The sequence below is a fragment of the Pseudomonas crudilactis genome (genome assembly GCF_013433315.1).
Classification (GTDB): domain Bacteria; phylum Pseudomonadota; class Gammaproteobacteria; order Pseudomonadales; family Pseudomonadaceae; genus Aquipseudomonas; species Aquipseudomonas crudilactis.
Genome location: NZ_WXVV01000006.1, coordinates 154783 through 176198, shown reverse-complemented (window position 1 = coordinate 176198; position 21416 = coordinate 154783). Strand labels below are relative to the sequence as shown.

Below are 21416 nucleotides of genomic sequence, written 5' to 3'. Positions count from 1 at the left end.
TTTATAAGCCTTTCGAGTCTACGGACTTCTCATTCTGTGGGGTTTTTTTGTGGAAGATCGCGACTTTGCTGATCCAGTAAGTCATTGCCGTGCAGGCAGCGTCCGACAAAAACTTTGCCAGGGCGGGCGGCGCAACAAGTGCCAGAGTCAGGGTGAAAAGTCCTGACGAAACCGGAATGTTTATCGCGAGCAGCGAAAAGTAGCGAATCGCCTGGGTCCGGCGGCTGGTCTCAGTAGACTGAAATGTAAAGTGACGGTGCAGGAAAAACGCGAATATCCCTGAAAACAATTTGCTGAAAATGTTGGCAAGAATGTGTTGGCCGTCGAGCAGGTGGGCGAACAAAAGGAACGAGCTCATGTCCAGGGCGTAAGCGAATAGCTGTACGCCCATATACTTTGCAAATGTCAAGCTGGTTTTTTCCTTATTACTATAATGTGATGCAGGCCCAATAACGTATTCAGCGGCTGCAAGATCTTTTCGAGCAGTTTGATGAGGGGCGTGCAGAAATTCGGAAGTAACTGACGGAAATTCAGGCCTCCGGAAATCAGGTATCGGAGGTAATTATTGCATACCTCTTGGTGGACTATTTCCAAGCTTGGGTGCTTGCGGTCGAACTCCTCTTTGTCACGAATGAAGACGAGAAAACTGAGGGCTTGGTTTGCTCCATTCATTGGGCCGGTCGCGGGCGTGTTCCACGACCCATAAGCCTTGTCGAACCCTTCGGACTTGAACATCCGCTTATAGAGAGTGCTAGCCAGCGGCCCGTAATAAGGTTCGATCAGGATCAAACCGCCTCCGGGTTTGAGGGTTCGCTTGACCTCATTGAAAAAGAGATCAGGTTCCGGGAAGTGGTGAAAGCAATTCTGCCCATAGAAGACGGCGACGCCTGCATCGTCCAGCTCCATATTCTGTGCGTCTACGACCTGGTCCAGATAAGGGGCGGCAACGATGTCTGTTGCCAGTACCTGCCGATAGGTGTCGCGCATCGGGGCAACACCGGCTCCGAGTTCTACTTCCAATCCTTTGGCTGGAATATGGCGAGCGGCCAGTTCATGAAATGAGTGATGAAACTCAACGAAGACTTCCTTGAGCATCTGCTTTGTTTCCAGAACCTTACTGTGAAGCTCGATGCGCTCGATGCCGTCAACGTCGAATTTTTTCAGTGAGGGTTCAGAAAGAAACGCTATAAATCCTTTCATTGCTTACTCCACATCAATCGATTTTATTGTTAGTTGATTTCCAGGGATTTTGGCAGTGCGTTCGTTTTTGCAGGGTCTGATGCCAAGGGCTTTCTAGCCAAGCTGACGCTTCAGATCCGGTTCTCAATGTAGGGTCGGGCGGCTGACACGTTTAAATCGAAGGAGTATATCCGATCGCTCACTTCTGTCAGGGGCGTTTTGGTGACCGCCGGGCCGGAGGGTTTCGAGGTGCCGGCAGATACGCTTTCATGGGTGGGGGCTTGTTTTCTGCTCTCTTGGGATGAAACGAATGTGCTCGTGAGCGGGTCTGTTTTCGTGGCTGTAAGGTAAATCGAGGCTATTCTTTGGTTTGGGGTCGAAAAGCCGGGCGTTGTTTCTGGCATAAGGATGTGAATGAAAAGGTTCGTATTGCCACTGATAGTGTTGGTATTGGCCGGTTGTTCCACGAGCGCCAAAACTCATGCTGTGCGGGGCGTCAGTGGTATCGAAGTCGATTGCTCGGGAATAGGGGGGGGTTGGGATAAATGCCACAGGCGAGCGGCAAAAGAGTGCAAGGGTGCAGGCTATAAAGTGATAGTGAGATCCGACGATGCAAAAGACGTCGATGACTTCCCTTTCGGCTTTAATCCTGCTGGCTACTTGACTCGTACGATGCTGGTCATCTGTCGATGATCTTCCGTATTGACTGATTTTGCCAGCCACGGCAAGAGTGACGTGCGTGTGGGTTCGATATATGTCAATCCCTAGGCTGTTCAAAACCCTTTGGGCGTGCTAAAACCTCTGAAGCGATGATCTAGCTGCTTGAAAAAGAAGGGAAAAATATGACGAAGTCGGAGTTGATCGAACGAATTGTCACCCATCAAGGGCTGCTCTCATCCAAAGATGTGGAGTTGGCCATCAAGACCATGCTTGAGCAAATGTCTCAATGCCTTGCCACCGGGGATCGTATAGAGATCCGTGGTTTTGGCAGCTTCTCTTTGCACTATCGTGCGCCACGCGTCGGTCGCAATCCTAAAACCGGACAATCTGTCAGTCTCGACGGAAAATTTGTTCCGCATTTCAAGCCCGGTAAAGAGCTGCGCGATCGGGTGAACGAGGAAGAGGAGGAAGGCGTTTGACAGTCGCTACCGTTCAGGAATTTGCTCATGCGTAATCTCAAGCGCATGCTTCTTGGTGTTTTTGTTCTTTTATTGGTATTGGCGATCCTGGCATTCGTTCTGGAAAACCAGCAGGCGATCTCTCTGGCGTTTCTCGGCTGGACAGGCCCGCAGCTTCCAGTGTCGGTGGTGGTAGTCGTGGCGTTGTTGATCGGTATGGTTGCAGGCCCAGTATTGAGCTGGTTCCTGAATCGTCCGTCCAGGATTGCGCGCAAGCGCCTCGACTGAGGGCCTCCTTTGATATCGCGTCGCTACCCGTCTATATCCATTAGTAAAATGTACATTAAGCTGTAAAATACAGCCCCTGTTCGATAGTGGTGTACTCCTCAATCGCTTCGGCTTGTTTTTACAGAAGCCTCAAGTCTGACGGCTTTTGCATTCATGGATCAGATGGCGCACGTTGAGGCGCTGTCCGCAGCTCAAGGGTATGGTTTCGCGTGAAAATTCTAGTTACCGGCGGTGCCGGGTTTATCGGCTCGGCAGTCATTCGCCATATCATCTCCAGTACCACCGACTCTGTCGTTAACGTCGATAAGCTGACCTACGCCGGCAACCTTGAGTCTTTGGCTGAAGTCAGTCAGAGCGAGCGGTATGCGTTCGAACGCGTTGATATCTGTGATCGAGACCAGATTGATCGTGTTCTGCGTGAGCATCAACCGGATGCCATCATGCATCTGGCCGCAGAATCTCACGTCGATCGCTCTATCTCTGGTCCGTCCGAATTCATTCAGACCAACATCATTGGCACCTACGTATTGTTGGAGGCCGCTCGTCATTATTGGGCGGCAATGGATGATATGCGTAAGGGCAGCTTTCGTTTCCATCACATTTCAACTGATGAAGTGTACGGTGACCTCGAAGGTCCGGAAGATCTCTTTACTGAAAGCACGCCTTACCAACCGAGTTCGCCATACTCGGCCAGCAAAGCCAGTTCCGACCACTTGGTTCGCGCTTGGGCGCGCACTTACGGCCTGCCAACATTGGTCACCAACTGCTCAAATAACTACGGTCCGTGTCACTTCCCGGAGAAGTTGATTCCGCTGATTATTCTTAATGCCCTCGAAGGCAAGCCGCTGCCGGTGTACGGAAAAGGTAATCAGGTTCGCGATTGGCTTTATGTCGAGGATCATGCCCGGGCATTGTACAAAGTCGTCACCGAAGGCGTTGTCGGCGAGACTTACAACATCGGTGGTCATAACGAAAAGCAGAATATTGAAGTGGTCAACGCATTGTGTGCACTGCTTGATGAGTTGTGCCCTGCCTCTGCTCATCGTCCACATGCAAGCCTGATCACCTATGTCGCCGATCGTCCTGGCCATGATCAGCGTTATGCCATTGATGCGAGCAAAATCCAGCGAGAGCTGGGCTGGTCGCCTGAAGAAACCTTTGAAACCGGCATTCGCAAAACCGTTGAATGGTATTTGAACAACTCTGAATGGGTGGCGCACGTGAAGAGCGGCAGCTACCAACAGTGGATCGATCAGAACTACGCAGAACGTTCAAAAAAAGCATGAAAATCCTTCTTTTGGGAAAAAATGGTCAGGTGGGCTGGGAGTTGCAGCGTTCCCTGGCCCCTCTTGGCGAGTTGATTGCTCTTGATCGCAACCCGGTAGATGGTTTGGTTGGCGATCTGTCCGATCCCGAACTGTTGCGCAAGACGATCCGTCAGATCGCTCCCGATATCATCGTGAATGCAGCTGCTTATACTGCGGTCGATAAGGCAGAGTCCGAAGTAGAGTTGGCCGATCGCGTTAATGGTCAAGCGACTCAGGTCATGGCTGAAGAGGCTGCATCCCTGGGCGCTTGGTTAATCCATTACTCGACTGACTATGTGTTCAGCGGCGAGGGCGACAAGCCTTGGCAGGAGACGGACACTGTTTCCCCAGTCAATCACTATGGCGCCAGCAAGCTTGCCGGCGAACAGGCAATCACTGCCTCGGGCTGCCAGCATCTTATTTTCCGTACCAGTTGGGTTTATGGTGCGCGCGGCAATAATTTTGCCAAGACAATGCTGCGACTGGCCAAGGAGCGCGAAATCCTCAATGTCATCGAAGACCAGGTTGGTGCCCCGACGGGTGCAGATTTGATCGCTGACGTGACAGCTTTGGCAATCCGGCAGGTCCTGATAAATCCTGAGTTGGCTGGCCTGTATCATCTGGCGGCCGGCGGTGCAGTGTCCTGGTATGACTATGCCGCTCATGTGATCGATTTCGCCAAAGCCAATGGTGAGATTCTAGCGATTAGCGCGCTCGAGCCAATCCCGACTACCGCTTATCCAACACCAGCGGCCCGTCCGCTGAATTCACGGTTGGATACTTTCAAACTGCGGGACAATTTTTCTCTACACTTGCCGGATTGGCAAAGTGGCGTAACTCGAATGCTTAGGGAAGTTTTAAACAAATGACCACGACAAATCGTAAAGGCATCATCCTGGCTGGTGGCTCGGGTACACGCCTGCACCCGCTGACACTGGGTGTTTCCAAGCAAATGTTGCCTATCTACGACAAGCCGATGATCTTTTATCCGCTCTCCGTGCTGATGCTGGCCGGGATGCGTGAAATTCTCATCATTTCCACCCCTGAAGATCTGCCTTGTTTTAAGAAGCTTCTGGGAGATGGCAGTCTGTACGGCATCAATCTCTCTTATGCCGAGCAACCTAGCCCGGACGGATTGGCCCAGGCTTTTATCATTGGGGAGGAGTTCATCGGCAAGGATCCATGCTGCCTTATCCTTGGTGACAACATTTTCTATGGTCAGCACTTCTCAGAAAATCTGCGTTCTGCCAGCGCGCAAACGCAGGGTGCGACGGTCTTTGGGTATCACGTTTCTGACCCGGAGCGATTTGGCGTAGTTGAGTTTGATAGTACCGGCAAGGCGCTGAGCATTCAGGAAAAACCTGCCAAGCCCAAGTCAAACTATGCCGTTACCGGTTTGTATTTCTACGACAACCAAGTTGTGGAGATTGCGAAAAATATCAAACCATCCGAACGTGGTGAACTTGAAATTACTGATGTCAATCAGGCCTATCTTGATAACCAGAGTCTGAACGTCGAGATGTTGGGCAGGGGCTTCGCCTGGTTGGATACCGGGACTCATGACTCGCTGTTGGAAGCCAGTCACTTTGTTCATACCATCGAGCAGCGTCAGGGGCTGAAAGTGGCTTGCCTGGAAGAGATTGCCTACCATAATGGCTGGATCTCTGCACAACAGCTTGCTGCGCAAGCCGAAGCCTTGAAGAAAACTGGCTACGGTCAGTACTTGCAAAAACTACTGAGTTCGCCTTCTCACTGATTCGAAAGCCACTTTCGGACAGCAGTGTCTAACCAGTGCAAGCAGGAATAGCATGCCAGTATTTCGTCAAAAGGTCGCGGTCCTGCTCGCGGCCTATAATGGTATGCAATGGATCGAGCAGCAGTTGCTGTCGATCCAGGCCCAGGTTGGGGTCGATCTCGTTATATACATTAGCGTCGATCCATCGACCGATGGTACCGAGGCGTGGTGCGAGGCTTACGCAGAGCAGCATTCCAATGTTGTTCTGCTTCCTCCTGCTGGTGCTTTTGGTGGCGCATCTCGAAACTTCTTCAGGTTGATGCGGGATGTCGAATTTCACGATTTCGATGCCGTAGCTTTTGCTGATCAGGATGATATTTGGGATACGGATAAGCTGCAGCGAGCCTCGCTGGTAATTCAAGCGCGTGGCTTCGATGCTTATTCTAGTAACGTAATCGCCTTCTGGCCCGACAGGAGTGACTGCCTGCTCGATAAGGCGCAGCCTCAGGTCGCTTGGGATTTTCTCTTCGAAGCGGCGGGCCCTGGCTGTACTTATGTGATGGGTAAGCAGTTGGCCGAATCGCTCAAGAGTTCGATCCTGAGTAACTGGCAGCAATTGCAAGATGTCAGTCTTCATGACTGGTTCTGCTATGCGTATGCTCGAAGCCATGGTTATCGTTGGTATATAGATCCCGTATCGTCGATGAGATACCGACAGCATGAGAGTAATCAGGTCGGGGCGAATACCGGATTGAGCTCTCTCGTCTCCCGCTATAAAACCATCCACAATGGCTGGTGGTTCAATCAGGTGCAGTTAATTGCGCATTTGGTCGGGCTAGATAAAGACCCGTTTGTCAGATCATGGCGAGAGTTTCGTCGTATCCAGCTCATCAAACTTTCATTTTATGCTTGGCGCTGTCGCCGTCGCGTCAGGGACAAGGTGCTTTTCTTTTGTATCTGCTGGATGAAAGCAGTAGCTGGAAACAAAGAAAAATGACGATGCTAAAAGTACTGGTGACCGGTGCAAGTGGGTTTGTCGGTAGCGCGCTGCTGTCCAGGCTTGAAATTGATCAGGGCTACATACCGATTGCTGCTGTGCGAGACGTACAGGGATTTCAAGGCGTATGCCAGGTCCGGGCATTCGACCTGTGTGCTCGGAACTCATTACCCTCCATGCAAGACGTCGATGTAGTCGTTCATTCCGCCGCTCGGGTGCATGTAATGAACGAGACTGCTGCAGACGCGTTATATGAGTTTCGAAAGGCTAATCTGGAAGGGACTCTCCGATTGGCTCGACGCGCTTGCGAGGAGGGCGTCAAACGTTTTGTTTTCATAAGCACGATCAAAGTAAATGGCGAAAGGACTCAGTCAAATAGCCCTTTCAAGGCAAGCGACACCCCCGGTCCTGTCGATCCTTACAGCATTTCCAAGTACGAAGCTGAATTGGCGCTTCGTGAAATCTGCGATGCTTCTGAAATGGAGTTGGTAATTATCAGGCCGCCATTGGTCTATGGGCCGGGTGTGAAAGCAAACTTCCTGAGTATGTTGAAGTGGCTTGATAAGGGCGTGCCATTACCATTTGGTGCTCTGCATAACCAGCGTAGTTTGGTTGCGGTTGGAAATTTGGTCGATCTCATTTTTGTTTGTATGTCCCATCCGGCTGCGCGAAATCAAGTATTTTTGGCGAGTGATGGTGCTGATCTTTCAACCACTGAGCTCCTGTGCGAATTAGCGAACGCGATGAACAAGAAAGCAAATTTGCTACCGGTGCCCGTATTTCTGTTAAAGGTAATCGGTCGGTTGTTTCGAAAGGAAGATGTTGTTCAGCGCATATGTGACTCATTGCAAGTTGATATCAGGAAGAATGAAGAACTGCTCGGTTGGACACCTTCAGTAGACAGAGTGACAGCCTTTCGAGAAACCATCACTCACTACAAGGAAAGTAAAATTCGATGATAGCCGGATTGTTATTGCTGATCGTATTTGCAATTTCTTGGGGCGGTACCTACGTCCTGCGCCGCTACGCGTTATCGAAAAGTTTGATGGATGTGCCAAATGAGCGCAGTTCACATACAGTGCCTACTCCTAGGGGGGGTGGTGTAGCCATAGTCATTGCGTTTCTCCTTTCCCTGCCGGTTTTGAATGGCTTGGGTCTGATTGCCAATGACGTGGTGTATGGCCTCCTGGGTGCCGGGGCGCTGGTTGCGCTGGTCGGGTTTGTGGATGATCACGGGCATGTTCCTGCTCGATGGCGTCTGCTTGGGCATTTCCTGTCGGCCAGCTGGGCGCTTTTCTGGTTGAATGGCCTGCCACCCATCAGGATTCTGGGGGTAGATGTCGATCTGGCATGGGGTGGTAATATCCTTGCCGTTATCTACCTGGTCTGGGTACTCAATCTCTATAACTTCATGGATGGGATCGACGGTATTGCCAGTGTGCAGGCAATTTTTGTATGTCTGGGGATGTGCATTAATTACTGGATTAGCGGAAACGCAAATCTACTGACTGTGCCCTTGGTTTTATCTGCCGCAGTGGCTGGATTTCTATATTGGAATTTTCCCCCAGCAAGAATATTCATGGGTGATGCCGGGAGTGGATTTCTCGGCATGATGCTGGGTGTTCTTGCAATTCAGGCTGCCCAGGCATCTCCCGAGTTGATGTGGTGCTGGATCATCCTGACAAGCGTCTTCTTTATTGATGCAACATGGACGCTGTTCAGGCGGTTGGTCAGTGGAGAAAAAGTCTATCAAGCGCATTGTTCTCACGCTTATCAGCACGCAGCCAAAGCTGCAGGATCGCACTTCAAGGTTACCATGGGTGTATTACTCATAAATGTCCTGTGGCTGCTACCTATTTCCGTTTTCGTAATGAAGGGGTTCCTGGACGGATTCTGGGGAGTGCTTGTTGCTTGGGTGCCACTCTGCACCCTCGCTATTCGATTTCGTGCAGGGAAGAGCGAGTGATCGTTTCGGTGGTTTCACACAAGTATGCTTCTTGAACGGTGGTATTGGCAGATGTTTGTGTTGACACGTTTCTTGTCGAGTGCTAGCCGGGCTTTGAATGTGTTTCGAAATCACAGCCCAAGTGGCGTGTTTGGCCTAATTATGCGAACCTAAGAGGTCGATTCGGCTGGTTCAAGATTTATGGCGCTCGCTTTTCAAACAGGTCTGAGTTGTCGAAGATATTAGAGAGTAAGAAATGATAGAGGTCAGTAACTGATGCGAGCTTTCTCATCATCACCTAAACAGATGATCCTTAGTCTTTACCTGAATCGTGGTTTGATTAGAGCATTAATCGAACGCGAGGTGGTTGGACGTTATCGAGGATCGTTCTTAGGGATCCTCTGGTCATTTTTTAATCCGATTTTCATGCTTGCAGTGTACACATTTGTATTCAGCTTCGTTTTTAAAGCCCGTTGGAATTCGGGCAGTGATTCGAAAACCGAGTTTGCATTGGTTCTTTTTGCCGGTCTGATAATGTTCAACCTTTTTGCGGAGTGCGTAAGCAAGGCGCCAAGTTTGATTCTGGCGAACGCAAACTATGTGAAAAAGGTGGTTTTCCCACTGGAGATTCTTCCTTGGGTCGCGCTGGGATCCGCGTTGTTTCACGCAGCAGTTAGCATAATAGTATGGGTGTCTGTATATGCCATTCTATTCGGAGTACCTCACGTTTCTATTCTGTTATTGCCAATGGTCATATTGCCGTTGGCATTTCTGATTCTGGGTTTGACTTGGGCACTTGCATCGCTAGGCGTATATTTGCGTGATGTCTCCCAATTTATTGGCTTGATCATTACAGTGTTGATGTTCCTTTCGCCGATATTCTATCCAGTAGAGGCCTTGCCTGAGGAATATCGTTATTTGTTGAATTTTAATCCGTTGACCCCTGTTATCGAAATGGCCAGATCAGTAATGTTTTGGGGACAAGTTCCCAATGTGATCAGCTGGTCGATCTATCTGCTGGGCTCGGTTGTTATCGCATGTTTGGGGTTTGCCTGGTTTCAAAAAACAAGGAAGGGGTTTGGCGATGTGCTCTGATGTCGCAATTAAGGTTAGCGAAGTCAGTAAATGCTTTCATATTTACGACAAGCCGCGGGATCGCCTTCTGCAAATGCTTACGCCCGACACCAAAAAATATTATCGCGAGTTTTGGGCGCTAAAGTCCGTTTCTTTCGATATAAAACGGGGAACAACCGTTGGTATCGTCGGAAGAAATGGCTCGGGAAAGTCAACCATTCTACAGTTGATTTGTGGGACGTTGAGCCAGAGTGAGGGTGAGATCAAAACGGTTGGCAGGATCGCTGCCTTGCTGGAGTTGGGCTCCGGATTTAATCCAGAGTTTACCGGACGTGAAAACGTCTACATGAACTCAGCTGTATTGGGCCTGACAAAAAACGAGGTCGATAGCCGATTCCAGGAAATAGTTGATTTTGCAGGCATTGGTTTGTTTATCGACCAGCCTGTTAAAACCTATTCAAGCGGAATGTTGGTTAGATTGGCGTTTGCGGTAGCGATCAATGTCGATCCGGAAATTCTGATCGTCGATGAAGCGCTTTCCGTCGGAGATGAGTTATTCCAAAGGAAATGTTTTGCTCGGATTGAAGAGATCAAGAATAAGGGAGCAACAATTCTTTTTGTATCTCATTCCGGGACAACAATTGTAGAGCTCTGTGATAGTGCGATCCTCCTCGACTCCGGTGAGATGCTGGCAATGGGATCTCCAAAGGAGATCGTCGCCAACTATCAGAAATTGCTATATGCCCCTGCGGAAAAGCGCAATGAGATTTGCGATGAGATTCGTCAATCGGTGGTGTTGGGCAAGGAGAGCGGCAGCTCCGCCTCGCACACTGCTGAGGTTGCGGTGCGCAATGAAGCTGACCAACTGGAGTTTTTCGATCCGCACCTGAAGTCAATTTCGACGATTGAGTTTGAATCCCATGGTGCCTATATTTCAAACCCGCATATTACGAACGATGCTTTACAAGTCGTAAATAACCTTCACCGGGGGCGAGTTTACAGATACTCGTTTGACGTAAAGTTCGATTTTGCGGCAACGGGCGTACGGTTCGGTATGGTGGTTCGCACAACGACGGGGTTCTCACTAGGCGGCGCTCATAGTTCATCCATGAAGAACTCCATGGCCAAAGTAGAGCAAGGTACCACGCTGAATGTCACTTTTGATTTTACGTGCTCGCTCAATCCTGGAACGTACTTTCTAAACGCAGGGGTGTTCGGCTGCGTGGACTCAAGTGGAGAGGAGACCGTACTCCACCGGCTAGTCGATGCGTTCGTTTTCAGAGTTTCCCCTATTCAAGATAACTTGGCGACCGAAATTATCGATTTTGGCTGTGTTTCAGGTGTGGCAAAGATATGAAAGAATTATTTTCTGATTTGTTTATTTCCTCGCCTAATGGCGGCGGGTTGTTTTTTGTTTGCGAAGGTAAAGTTGTTCAGTTGGACGGTATCAATACCGTCGGTCTGGGCTTCAGTGCTGATTATTTCTTCAGAGCAGTCCAGCCTGATCAGTTGTGGGCTCTTGGTGAAAAGACTTTTATTATCGATGAAAGTGTTGCTGATATTGGTGATATTCACGATGTCATCGCACTGAACGGGTTTTTTTATGTTGTCGGAACAACCCGAAATGAAGTCGTCAAATTCGATGCCAGTGGTCGCGAATTGCGCCGGTGGCGGATGCCCGGTGAAGAAGACTCTCAGCACCTTAATTGTTTGGCAGTATGGAATGGTAAGATCGTTTACTCCGCGTTCGGAGAGTTTTCAGAGCATCGAGGCTACAAGGGAAATACCCTTGAACAGGGTTTTGTAAAAGATCTTGAAAGCGGAGATGTGTTGATTCGAGGACTTTCCCAGCCGCACAGTGTGATTCAACATGGTCAGAATTTGCTGATTGCAAACTCTGAGATGAAAGAACTGTGTGAATTTTCCCCCGAAGGTATTCTGGTTCGCTCAAAGAATCTTGGTGGCTACACAAGGGGTATATGGGTCAAGCAAAACGTGATCTATGTGGGATTGAGTCGATCCAGGAACATTGACGCGCTCTCCTTAGATACCGCTGTCGTATTGGCATTGGATATTGGCAGTTGGGAAGAGCTTGGTCGAATCACCGTTCCTGCTAACGAGATCTACTCGATTGTCTCCGTCGAGGCGGGAACCCGACTATTGTCGACTCTGGTTAGTCTGTGCAGTCAATCTACGACGTTCTTGAGCAATCTGGCGGAGGAGAAGCTAAAAGTACAGGCCTCAGCCTATGAAGCTTTATTGGGCTTCAAAGGAAACGACGATAGTTCTAACGGTGTTCAAACGGAATTCTTTCTTTCAATGCACGAATATTTTCGAATTGAGCGTGAACAACTCATATCCGCTCAGCAACAATCTCGTATTGAAGTTGAAAAACTTTTACTTGCAAAAGCACAACTGAATAATCAAGTTCTAGAATTAACCAATAGCCGGGATTTATACCAAGGCATGGTTGATGAGATCAGAGCGTCTACAAGTTGGCGTCTGACTTCTCCACTTAGAGCTATAGTCACTTTCAAAAGGAAGGTCATTGTGGTGTTAGGAACACTGATACTGAGGTGCTACCGTGCCTTGCCAGTTAGCCAGTATCGTAAGCAAAAGCTGAAGAGTTTTGCATTTACCTATTTTGGTTTGTTTTTCCAGCGTTTTGGTGCGTACAAAACCTGGAAAGAGTTTCGTAAAGTTGACAAGCATTGGGATAATCCGGCTCCCGTCAGTTCCGGGTCGGTTAGCGATAACGTTATCGTGAGCGTTGACCTGCCACGTGCCGATGGCGTTTGGGAGTGGAAGGACTATCACTCGGTTAAACAACGCATCGTCGCTGAGAAGCGCAAGTTCATGGAGGATCGTCGGATTGAGCCGGTCGAACTGATCACTCTTGATTCCTCTACATTGGCCAGCGTCGCGACGGGCCTCCGGTTTCCGGAGCTGGTGGCAAACCCGAAAATTTCTATCATTATCCCGGTATTCAACAACCTTGCGCTTACTTTGGAGTGCTTGAGTTCTATCGCCAAATACAGTGGTTCTAAAGTTTCCTACGAAATCATAGTCGCTGATGATGCGTCAGTAGATGACACGCCACGGGTACTTGAACTGATAAAGAATATTCGTTACGTCAGAAACGAAAGTAATCTTGGCTTTTTGAGAAACTGCAATAACGCTCTTGAAATGGTGAAGGGCGAATTCACGCTATTTCTTAATAACGACGTTCAGGTAACAAAAGACTGGCTTGACACACTGCTAGCGACTTTTGTTGATTACCCTAATGTCGGAGTTGTCGGGCCAAAATTCGTATATCCGACAGGCCATTTGCAAGAGGCCGGTGCAGCACTGATGTCCGACGGAAGTTCGGTGATGGTGGGCTTGAATCAGGATGCGAGTCTGCCGAGATACAATTATATTCGTCGTGTCGATTATGTTTCTGGTGCTTGCCTTCTGTTACCTACGCCGGTGCTGAAGGAGATTGGAGGATTTTCGGAAGAGTTTCTGCCTTGCTATTGTGAAGACAGTGATCTTTGTTTGAGTGTCAGGGCTAAAGGCTATGATATTTACTACAATCCATTAGCAACAATTGTTCATCACCTGTCCAAAACGACTGACAGTGTCAATGAAGAATTTAAGCGGTCCTGCATTGCAAACAATATCAATACATTGCAGGCAAAATGGGGGCCAACACTCGAGCAGCACTCGACTCCGAGAATCATCAGCTTCTACCTGCCGCAATTTCATCCGGTAGCAGAGAATGATCAATGGTGGGGCAAGGGGTTTACGGAGTGGACTAACGTAAGTAAGGCTCGTCCAAACTTCGAGGGTCACTATCAACCTCGATTACCTGCTGATATCGGCTATTACGACCTGCGCTTGCTGGAAATTATGGAGCAGCAGGCTGAACTGGCGCGTAAATACGGCCTGCATGGTTTTTGCTTCTATTATTACTGGTTTGATGGAAAGCGTTTGCTTGAACGTCCGGTCGAACAGTTGCTTGAAGATAAAACCGCCGATGTTCCGTTTTGCCTGTGCTGGGCAAACGAGAACTGGACACGTCGATGGGATGGTCAAGAAAATGAAGTCTTGATGGCGCAAGCACATTCCGAAGAGGATGACAAAGCAGTTATCAGTGACTTGATCCGGTTTTTCCGCGATGAACGCTACATAAAAATCGATGGTCGCCCGCTGATATTGGTGTACCGAGTCACGCTGTTTCCTAACTTCGCGGGAACAGCTGCGAGATGGCGACAGGTATGTCGAGAGCAGGGGCTTGGCGAAATCTATATCGCTATGGTTGAGTCTTTCGAACTGGTTAGTGCCGGCACGCCACCTGCGCAATTTGGTTGTGACTCCGCTGTGGAGTTTCCGCCTCAGGGCTTGGCCGAACAGAAGAAACCTTCAGGAAAGTTGCTGAATCCGGATTTCAAGGGAAGCACGGCGGATTATCGCGATTTGGCAGTGAGGTACGCAACCAGACAAGCGCCTGCTTATACCCGATTCAAAGGGGTGATGCCGGGTTGGGATAACACTGCACGTCGTCAGGATAATAGCTTCTGTTTCGAAAATGCCTCTCCGGGAGCATTCCAAGCCTGGCTTGAAGATGCACTTGAGGAAACCAGGCATCAGAATTTTGGAGATGAGCAGATCGTTTTTGTAAACGCTTGGAACGAATGGGCTGAAGGTGCGTATCTGGAACCTGATCGTCGCTACGGGCACACATATCTTGAAGCTGTGAAGAATGCTACCGATGCATCGCTTTTGTTGAAAAAATAACAGACTGGTTAATATTATGACGCGTACTAGTGTGGTTAAAGATGATGTATGTCTGGTGGGGCATCCCTATGCTCCTATTGGTATGGGCGAGCATATTCGCGCTTCCTTCCGGTCTTTCAAGCGAGTTCATCAAACTCCAAATCTGATTGATATATATCAGATTGAAACGCCCTCTGACGTGGAGTTGGAGGAATTTTCGGGGGTTATCGCTAAACGATTGGCACCCATCAATATTTTTCATATCAATGGGAACGAAGTTGAGCAGGCTCTTAAGCACCTTGCCAATCTTCATGAGCTCTCTGGATACAACGTTATCTATCCGCTCTGGGAGTTGCCCAATTATCCAAAAGTCTGGGCTGACTACCTGGATAAGTTCGATGAAATCTGGGCACCTTCGAAGTTTATCCTGGATGGATTGTCAGAGGCTTGTTCCAAGGACGTCTATCACATGCCATTGTCGTGTGAGATCAGCCTTGATGGCTTTCTAGGCCGGCGGTATTTTGGTATCCCTGAATCGGATTACACCTTTCTGTTTTTTTACGACCTCCGCTCGTACTCGACCCGAAAAAATCCAGAGGGCGTGGTGGCGGCGTTCCGCAAACTCCTCGAGCAACGTCCCTATTCCAAAGCTCATCTGGTTATCAAGGTTAATGGGGTCGAAACCAATCCGGAGGCTTTCAAGGAGTTAAGCGAGCAGGTCAAGGACCTTCACCAGCAAGTCACACTGATTCACCGCGGTATGAGCAGTAACGAGGTGAAGAATCTGGCCCGATCGTGCGACTGCTTTGTTTCGCTGCATCGATCAGAAGGGTACGGCTTTGGAATTGCTGAAGCTATGGTTCTGGGCAAGCCGGTAATTGCCACCTCATACTCGGGGAACCTTGATTTCATGAGTGATGATGTTTCTTTGCCGGTTCAATATTCGCTAATTCCTGTCCTCGAAGGAGAGTATCCTTTTTACGAGAATCAGGTTTGGGCGGACCCGGATATCGAGCAGGCAGCAGATTACATGGTGAAACTTGTTGATAACCCCGGCCTTGGACGTGATGTGGGCAAGAAAGCCAGCACTCATATGCGTACTCACTTCAGTTACCGACAGACCGGTCTTCGCTATGCGGAAAGGCTGGCTCAGATTCGGAAATTAATCTCCTGACCTGATTGGTACAGGTTGCCGATGTCATGTGCCGAGAGGCACATGACAAAGAAATAATCAGGCTGAGAGAAGGGTGATGATAGTAAATCCGTTTGGCGACAGGTTCAGTATTTCCTTGCCATATTTATTGCTGATTGCAGCAATGCTGTTTTTTGGTTTCTCGGTTGTCGCGGGCACACCGATATTCGCATCTGATGAGTATGTTTACTTTATCAGCGGGAAATTTTCCTCTGATCTTCAAATGATTCATGAAAGAGATCCATCTCTCCAACAACTAACAAATGTACTGTATTTTTCGATCGTTCGTTTTTTTTATAATGTTTTCAATGAACAGTTTGTTATTGGTTACAGGCTTGTACATATCGCAGAGTATCTGACTGCCGCGGTTGTTTTGTTCAAGACGGTGTCACCGACTCTAGGTCGCAATTATAGTGTGTTGGGAGTGTGCGCATTTTTATTGCTACCGTCCCAGATATACATTTACGCCGTAATGCCCGAAGTCGAACTGGTACTGCTTTCTTCGATTCTCGGATATGTGATGGTACGTGGCTACACAAGTCGTCCATATCTGGCATGTGTGCTGGCGGGCGTCCTGGTGGCGGTTGCGATTCTGATTAAACCCCATGCTCTGGCGATTATGCTTGCCGTAATCGGGGCTATAGCGGTATACCGGATCTCTATTGATAAAATCGGTTACCTGAAACGCAGTGCGTTCCATGTGCTGATTTTTATCGTGTTCGCTTATTTAACGACTGTTCTTATATGGGGAATGCTAAGCGGGGTGTGGAGTTTCAATCCATCCAACGCACTGGGGCTTTCGTTTTATGGGCAGTATATCGAGCCCGCATCTGGAAAAGTCACCCTCCTAGGAAAAATTATTCTTTTCGGTTTGTATTTTTCGCTGCATGCAGTTGTTATTTGCATGGTTTTTGCGCCGGTGATTTATTGGGCGGTAGCCGGTACTTTTCGAGGATTATCCAGACCGGCCGATTCGCTATCCTCAGAATCTGCAAAGCTGATGCTGGCAGTCTTTGCTCTGGCTCTGATCGGGGTGCACGTGGCGATGACGGCGTGGTTCACCGCCGGCGCAGCCTTGTTAAAGGATAGTGAAGCCTTTCGTTTGCACGGACGTTACTTAGGGCCCGCAATAGTGTTACTGCCGGGACTTTATTTTTATGCGGTTGCTCAATGTCCCGAAAAAAATCGGAAATTAATGCTTGGCATTTCGTTATTGGCAGTAGTTCTGTCGTTGTTCTTGGTCAATGGGCTTATCAAGATCTACCCGTGGGATAACCCGCTGCTCTTTGCTTTCTTTAATAGCAAGAACTGGTATCTCTGGAACTATAACTCTCAGTTTGGACATTGGGGGTATGTGCTGTACGCGGGCCTGCTTGCTGGAATTGTTTATTGTGTAAGCCGGACGCGACTGTTTTTTCGAGGCTACACAATATTCTTGTTTGCAATATTGGTTGTCGGCTTGTTGCAGAATTACTCTTGGCTTGTTAAGCACTTATCAAATAATAAAGATGTATCGAGTAAAACCCGGGTATTAGGTCAATTGATAAATGCCGGTGATTATGGCGATGGCGTGCTGGTATCTCAAGAAAGGTTCGGCCGAGAGTCCTACGCGCTGTTTAATCTAGGGAAAGCAGTTCGGCCTCTTGATCGGTTACCAGGGAGTGTAATTACCGGTCAGGACATCGCAGGGGCAGACTGGCTCGTGGTTGATGGGGATTATGATCTGCAAATGAAAACCACGTTAATCGCGGATCTAAAGCCACTGAGATTTTATTTGATTGAAAGTGAAGGAACTCTTGCCGCAGGCGAGAAAATCTCGATAGACCTCAAGAAAGCCGGCAACCGAAGCGTATTCCGCGGGTTCAACGAGGCTGAAGAATGGGGGGTATGGACATCGGAGCGGGAAGCTTCGATCAAACTGTCCAAAGAGGTTTCTGGAAAGCTCAAGGTCAAAATTTCCGGATGGGCCCTCAAGGAGAATACCGTGGAGCCAGTTGAGATCAGGATCGGTGGAACGGTAACTCCTATAAAGATGAGTGATGTCCGGGAAGATTATGAGTTCTCCGTTGATGTTAAGGAGCCGACACAACATATTTTGGTGTCGTCAAAACCCTTGAAACCGCTCGGGTCGACCAGAGCGTTAGGTGTAGCACTCTCCTCGCTTTCAGTAGAAGTGATTTCAGTGCACTAAACTCACTTGTATATTTAGATGATGAGAGTGTCATGAGCAAAAATCGAGATAAAATAGCTGTCGTTATTCCTTGCTATAAGGTGCGAGCGCATATTGAAAAAGTCATTGCCGGTTTTGGTGATGAGGTCTGGCGGATTTACGCAGTAGATGACAAATGCCCGGAAGGTTCCGGCGATTACATCAAAGAAATATGTACAGATCCACGCGTAGTTGTTTTATACAATGAAATCAACCAAGGGGTTGGTGGTGCTGTAATGACCGGCTATAAGCAGGCGATTGCTGATGGCGCGGCGGTAATAGTAAAAGTTGATGGTGATGGGCAGATGGACCCGTCTCTTGTATCGTTCTTTGCTGAACCTATCCTCGCAGGTGAAGCGGATTACACTAAAGGTAACCGCTTCTATGACCTTGAAGAACTGCGGGCTATGCCGGGTATCCGGATTTTCGGTAACGCTGTCCTTTCTTTTATGACGAAGTTCTCATCGGGCTACTGGGATCTATTCGATCCTACCAATGGATATACCGCTATCCATGCTGATGTTGCTAAACACCTGCCGTTTGAAAAAATCAGCAAACGCTATTTTTTTGAAACGGATATATTGTTCCGTCTGAATATTCTTCGGGCGGTAGTTCAAGATGTTCCGATGGATGCGACTTACGGCGATGAAGTCAGTAATTTGAAAATATCGAAAATTGTTGGCGAGTTTTTGATGAAGCATTGCCGAAATTTTTTCAAGCGAATTTTCTACAATTACTACCTGAGGGATTTGTCCATAGCTTCTTTCGAGCTACCCATCGGTGTCGCATTGATGGTGTTTGGTGTTGTGTTCGGTCTAGGGGAGTGGATCTCGTCGATCAATAAGGGAACGGTCACGCCAGCAGGGACGGTTATGCTTTCTGCCCTTCCAATCTTGACGGGCTTGCAATTGATACTGGCATTCATTTCTTATGATATTGCAGCAGTCCCTAAAAAACCTTGGCATCGCAGATTGCTGGATCGATATAAAACAGATGATGCCAAATAATGGGTTGCAGGTGCTGCTGATGGCGTGCAGGTAGGCTGTTGTTATTTAGTTAGCCCTGGAAACCCGGGCTAACTAAATATTCTTTTACTTTCTTCCGTATATATCATCAAACCGAACGATATCATCTTCTCCGAGATAACTTCCGGATTGTACTTCAATTAGCTCCAGCGGTAGCTTTCCTGGATTATGAAGGCGATGTACAGAGCCTAATGGTAAGTACGTGCTTTGGTTCTCTGATAGTAACAGCACTTTGTCGTCGCAAGTGACTTCTGCAGTGCCTGAGACGACTATCCAGTGTTCAGCCCTATGATAGTGTTTCTGCGAACTCAGAGAGGCACCAGGTTTGACGATGATTCTCTTCACCTGGAATCGCGCTCCAGAGTCGATTGAGTTGTAACATCCCCAAGGGCGATAGACGATTCGGTGAGAAAGATGCTCGGTACGACTCGATGCTTTAAGTTTGTCTACAATTGACTTGACGTGCTGCACCTTGTCTTTGGCAGCGATCAGTGTCGCATCAGGTGTCGACACAACGATTAAATTATCAATTCCCACAGTGGCGATCACATGACGGTCATGGCTCATGATCATACTGGCTTGGGTATCAATAGTGATAACGTCACCCTTGATGTGGTTCTGGTTTTCGTCCTTTGGTAGAACTTCCCAAAGAGCCGACCAAGATCCGATATCATTCCAGCCACACTCAACTGGAATAACTGCCGCTTTCTTTGTTTTTTCCATCACCGCGTAATCGATGGATACGTCTGGCGAACACTCAAAAGAGGCTTGTTCCAGCCGGATGAAGTCCATGTCTTTGTCGGAATTCTTTACCGCATTGCTGACATTGGTTAATACATCCGGCGCATAGCGTGCAATTTCACTTATGAAATCAGCAGCCTTGAACATGAATATTCCGGAGTTCCAGTCATAATCGCCGGATTCGAGGTATTCAATGGCTTTGGGCAAGTCGGGTTTTTCTACAAATTTATCAACTGCAAAAGCCGAAAAGCCAATGGTTTTTCCGCGACGAATGTATCCAAATCCTGTTTCTGGAGCTTGCGGGCGTATACCGAAAGTTAATAGATGCCCTTTCTCAAGCAGTGGATATGAATCTGTTACTGCCTTTATGAAGCTGTCGCTGTCATAGATTATGTGGTCGGCCGGAAAAACGATGATGTTGGCGTTGCTGTCGATTTCTTGTGCCAACAACGCAGCCGCGGTGATTGCAGGCGCGGTATTTCTTGCAACAGGCTCCAGAATAATGGCAGCTGGTTTGCCTTCCAGTTGAGCCCGTGCTTGTTCGGCCGCTACGAAGCGATGCGTTTCACTGCAAACAATAATAGGCGCTTGCGCTTCAGGGAGACGGGACGCTCTTGCCAACGTTTGCTGAAAGAGCGTCTGCTCTTCATCAACCAGTGCCAGAAACTGCTTTGGTAAGTCCCTGCGGGACAGTGGCCAAAGCCGCGTTCCGCTTCCGCCACTCAAAATTATTGGAATTAACATCTATTTATCCCTGAGATTTGCTTCTCTAGCAGAAAAAGCTTCGGAGGTTGCGCGTACCATTAAAGCGCACGGTTGCGAAGGGCGGCGTTTTTCGATTGCTCCCTCCAATAGTTTAGAAGCGATCCTAGCGCATCCTCAATCGACTTCTCTGGGTGCCAACCGATATCAGTGGTTATCCTGTTGTTGCAGCCCACGGCAAACGGTATATCGGAAGGACGAAGCCTTGCGGGATCAAGTCTAATATCAATACTTGCATCGCTTTGGCTGAGCATCATTTCAAGCAGCTCTCTGATTTTGTAAGCCCTTCCTGAGCATATATTGTAAGTATTGTGCGGCAGGTCGTTTTGCTTCGACTCTAACAACTTGATATATGCACGACAGACATCGTGTACATCCAGAAAATCTCTATTGGCATCGAGATTTCCTACGTGGATGACTGGTTCTTGTTTGGAGTTTTCAATCATGGCGATTTGCTTGGCGAAAGAAGCCGTCACAAACTCGGGGGATTGCCCTGGGCCGATATGATTGAAAGGGCGCGCGATTATCCCTCTCAGGGATGTTGCGAAGTATTGACCAATCGCCGCTTCAGTGGCTAATTTGCTAGCCGCATATGGATTGAGTGGCAGGCATTTGCTCTCCTCATTCAAGGGGATGTTACTTTTGAATGCTGATCCATAGACTTCTGAAGAACTTACAAATAGCGAAAAACAATCTGGCGCTTGGGTTTTGATCGCTTCCAGAATGTTAATTGTGCCGAGGACGTTTGTTTCCCATGTCAGATAGGGGGCACTGAAACTGGTGGCGACATTGGAAATGGCTGCTAAGTGGATAAGGTGTGTCGGCTTTACTTTTCTGACGGCAGCCTCGACTGCTTTACCGTCACGAATGTCAAGATTGATGGATTCGTAATCGCCTGACTGTGATTTAGCAGGTGATGTGGTCGTGCAGGTTACCTGATATCCCGCATTGAGCAGGTGCTCAAGTAAAACGTTACCGACGAATCCGTTGGCGCCCGTTAAAAGTAGCTTTTTCAATGCTTGTCACCTCTGGATTAAAGCCGGCTGGCTCACCTCATGACCTTTCCAGGAGTGATGAGCCAGAAGA

At 48.5% G+C, this 21416-nt stretch carries 19 protein-coding genes; 15 read left to right on the top strand and 4 right to left on the bottom strand.

The features are described from left to right. Position 1 precedes the first annotated feature (1 nt). Positions 2-409, bottom strand: coding sequence for a GtrA family protein (locus GTU76_RS08930; RefSeq protein ID WP_175553538.1), 408 nt, complete (start codon positions 407-409; stop codon positions 2-4). After that, entirely contained in the window at positions 406-1200 is a 795-nt protein-coding gene (locus tag GTU76_RS08925) for a class I SAM-dependent methyltransferase (protein ID WP_016986951.1), read from the bottom strand. The genes GTU76_RS08930 and GTU76_RS08925 overlap by 4 nt, the downstream gene beginning before the upstream one ends. A gap of 393 nt (positions 1201-1593) precedes the next feature. Between GTU76_RS08925 and GTU76_RS29955 the strand changes: the two genes are divergently transcribed. From GTU76_RS29955 to GTU76_RS08855, 15 genes are all read left to right on the top strand, one after another. Next, entirely contained in the window at positions 1594-1872 is a 279-nt protein-coding gene (locus GTU76_RS29955) for a hypothetical protein (RefSeq protein WP_016986950.1), read from the top strand. 149 nt (positions 1873-2021) lie between these two features. Continuing rightward, a complete protein-coding gene (gene ihfB / locus GTU76_RS08920) occupies positions 2022-2318 on the top strand; it encodes an integration host factor subunit beta (protein WP_003189779.1) in 297 nt (98 codons plus the stop codon). 27 nt (positions 2319-2345) lie between these two features. Then, positions 2346-2585, top strand: a complete 240-nt coding sequence (locus tag GTU76_RS08915) for a lipopolysaccharide assembly protein LapA domain-containing protein (RefSeq protein ID WP_016986949.1) — start codon at positions 2346-2348, stop codon at positions 2583-2585. Positions 2586-2794: 209 nt separating this feature from the next. After that, positions 2795-3871, top strand: a complete 1077-nt coding sequence (gene rfbB / locus GTU76_RS08910; protein WP_016986948.1) for a dTDP-glucose 4,6-dehydratase — start codon at positions 2795-2797, stop codon at positions 3869-3871. Then, the gene (rfbD, locus tag GTU76_RS08905) at positions 3868-4761 is read left to right on the top strand and encodes a dTDP-4-dehydrorhamnose reductase (protein ID WP_180698457.1); all 894 of its coding nucleotides are present in this window, start codon (positions 3868-3870) and stop codon (positions 4759-4761) included. Before rfbB ends, rfbD begins: the two co-directional genes overlap by 4 nt. Continuing rightward, complete coding sequence (gene rfbA / locus GTU76_RS08900) at positions 4758-5648, top strand: glucose-1-phosphate thymidylyltransferase RfbA (RefSeq protein WP_180698456.1); 891 nt, start codon at positions 4758-4760, stop codon at positions 5646-5648. The genes rfbD and rfbA overlap by 4 nt, the downstream gene beginning before the upstream one ends. 52 nt (positions 5649-5700) lie before the next feature. Then, a complete protein-coding gene (locus tag GTU76_RS08895; RefSeq protein ID WP_180698455.1) occupies positions 5701-6624 on the top strand; it encodes a glycosyltransferase in 924 nt (307 codons plus the stop codon). After that, positions 6579-7583, top strand: a complete 1005-nt coding sequence (locus GTU76_RS08890) for a UDP-glucose 4-epimerase family protein (protein ID WP_343057472.1) — start codon at positions 6579-6581, stop codon at positions 7581-7583. Before GTU76_RS08895 ends, GTU76_RS08890 begins: the two co-directional genes overlap by 46 nt. After that, positions 7580-8590, top strand: coding sequence for an MraY family glycosyltransferase (locus GTU76_RS08885; protein ID WP_016986944.1), 1011 nt, complete (start codon positions 7580-7582; stop codon positions 8588-8590). The genes GTU76_RS08890 and GTU76_RS08885 overlap by 4 nt, the downstream gene beginning before the upstream one ends. Before the next feature lie 255 nt (positions 8591-8845). After that, positions 8846-9664: an ABC transporter permease gene (locus GTU76_RS08880; RefSeq protein WP_175553541.1), complete on the top strand. Its 819-nt coding sequence runs from the start codon at positions 8846-8848 to the stop codon at positions 9662-9664. Then, positions 9654-11000 (top strand): ABC transporter ATP-binding protein, encoded by a 1347-nt coding sequence (locus tag GTU76_RS08875; protein WP_175553542.1) that lies wholly within the window; start codon positions 9654-9656, stop codon positions 10998-11000. The genes GTU76_RS08880 and GTU76_RS08875 overlap by 11 nt, the downstream gene beginning before the upstream one ends. After that, entirely contained in the window at positions 10997-14422 is a 3426-nt protein-coding gene (locus GTU76_RS08870; protein WP_180698454.1) for a glycoside hydrolase family 99-like domain-containing protein, read from the top strand. The genes GTU76_RS08875 and GTU76_RS08870 overlap by 4 nt, the downstream gene beginning before the upstream one ends. A 16-nt stretch (positions 14423-14438) precedes the next feature. Then, entirely contained in the window at positions 14439-15575 is a 1137-nt protein-coding gene (locus GTU76_RS08865) for a glycosyltransferase family 4 protein (protein WP_180698453.1), read from the top strand. A gap of 76 nt (positions 15576-15651) precedes the next feature. Then, positions 15652-17784: an ArnT family glycosyltransferase gene (locus GTU76_RS08860; protein ID WP_175553543.1), complete on the top strand. Its 2133-nt coding sequence runs from the start codon at positions 15652-15654 to the stop codon at positions 17782-17784. Positions 17785-17816: 32 nt separating this feature from the next. Beyond that, positions 17817-18809, top strand: coding sequence for a glycosyltransferase family 2 protein (locus GTU76_RS08855; RefSeq protein ID WP_016986937.1), 993 nt, complete (start codon positions 17817-17819; stop codon positions 18807-18809). Between the two features lie 84 nt (positions 18810-18893). Here GTU76_RS08855 and GTU76_RS08850 read toward each other — a convergent pair whose 3' ends face one another. Together GTU76_RS08850 and GTU76_RS08845 are read right to left on the bottom strand one after the other, a co-directional pair. Further along, complete coding sequence (locus GTU76_RS08850) at positions 18894-20312, bottom strand: mannose-1-phosphate guanylyltransferase/mannose-6-phosphate isomerase (protein WP_180698452.1); 1419 nt, start codon at positions 20310-20312, stop codon at positions 18894-18896. 59 nt (positions 20313-20371) lie between these two features. Further along, positions 20372-21346: a GDP-mannose 4,6-dehydratase gene (locus GTU76_RS08845; RefSeq protein WP_016986935.1), complete on the bottom strand. Its 975-nt coding sequence runs from the start codon at positions 21344-21346 to the stop codon at positions 20372-20374. Positions 21347-21416: the final 70 nt, after the last annotated feature.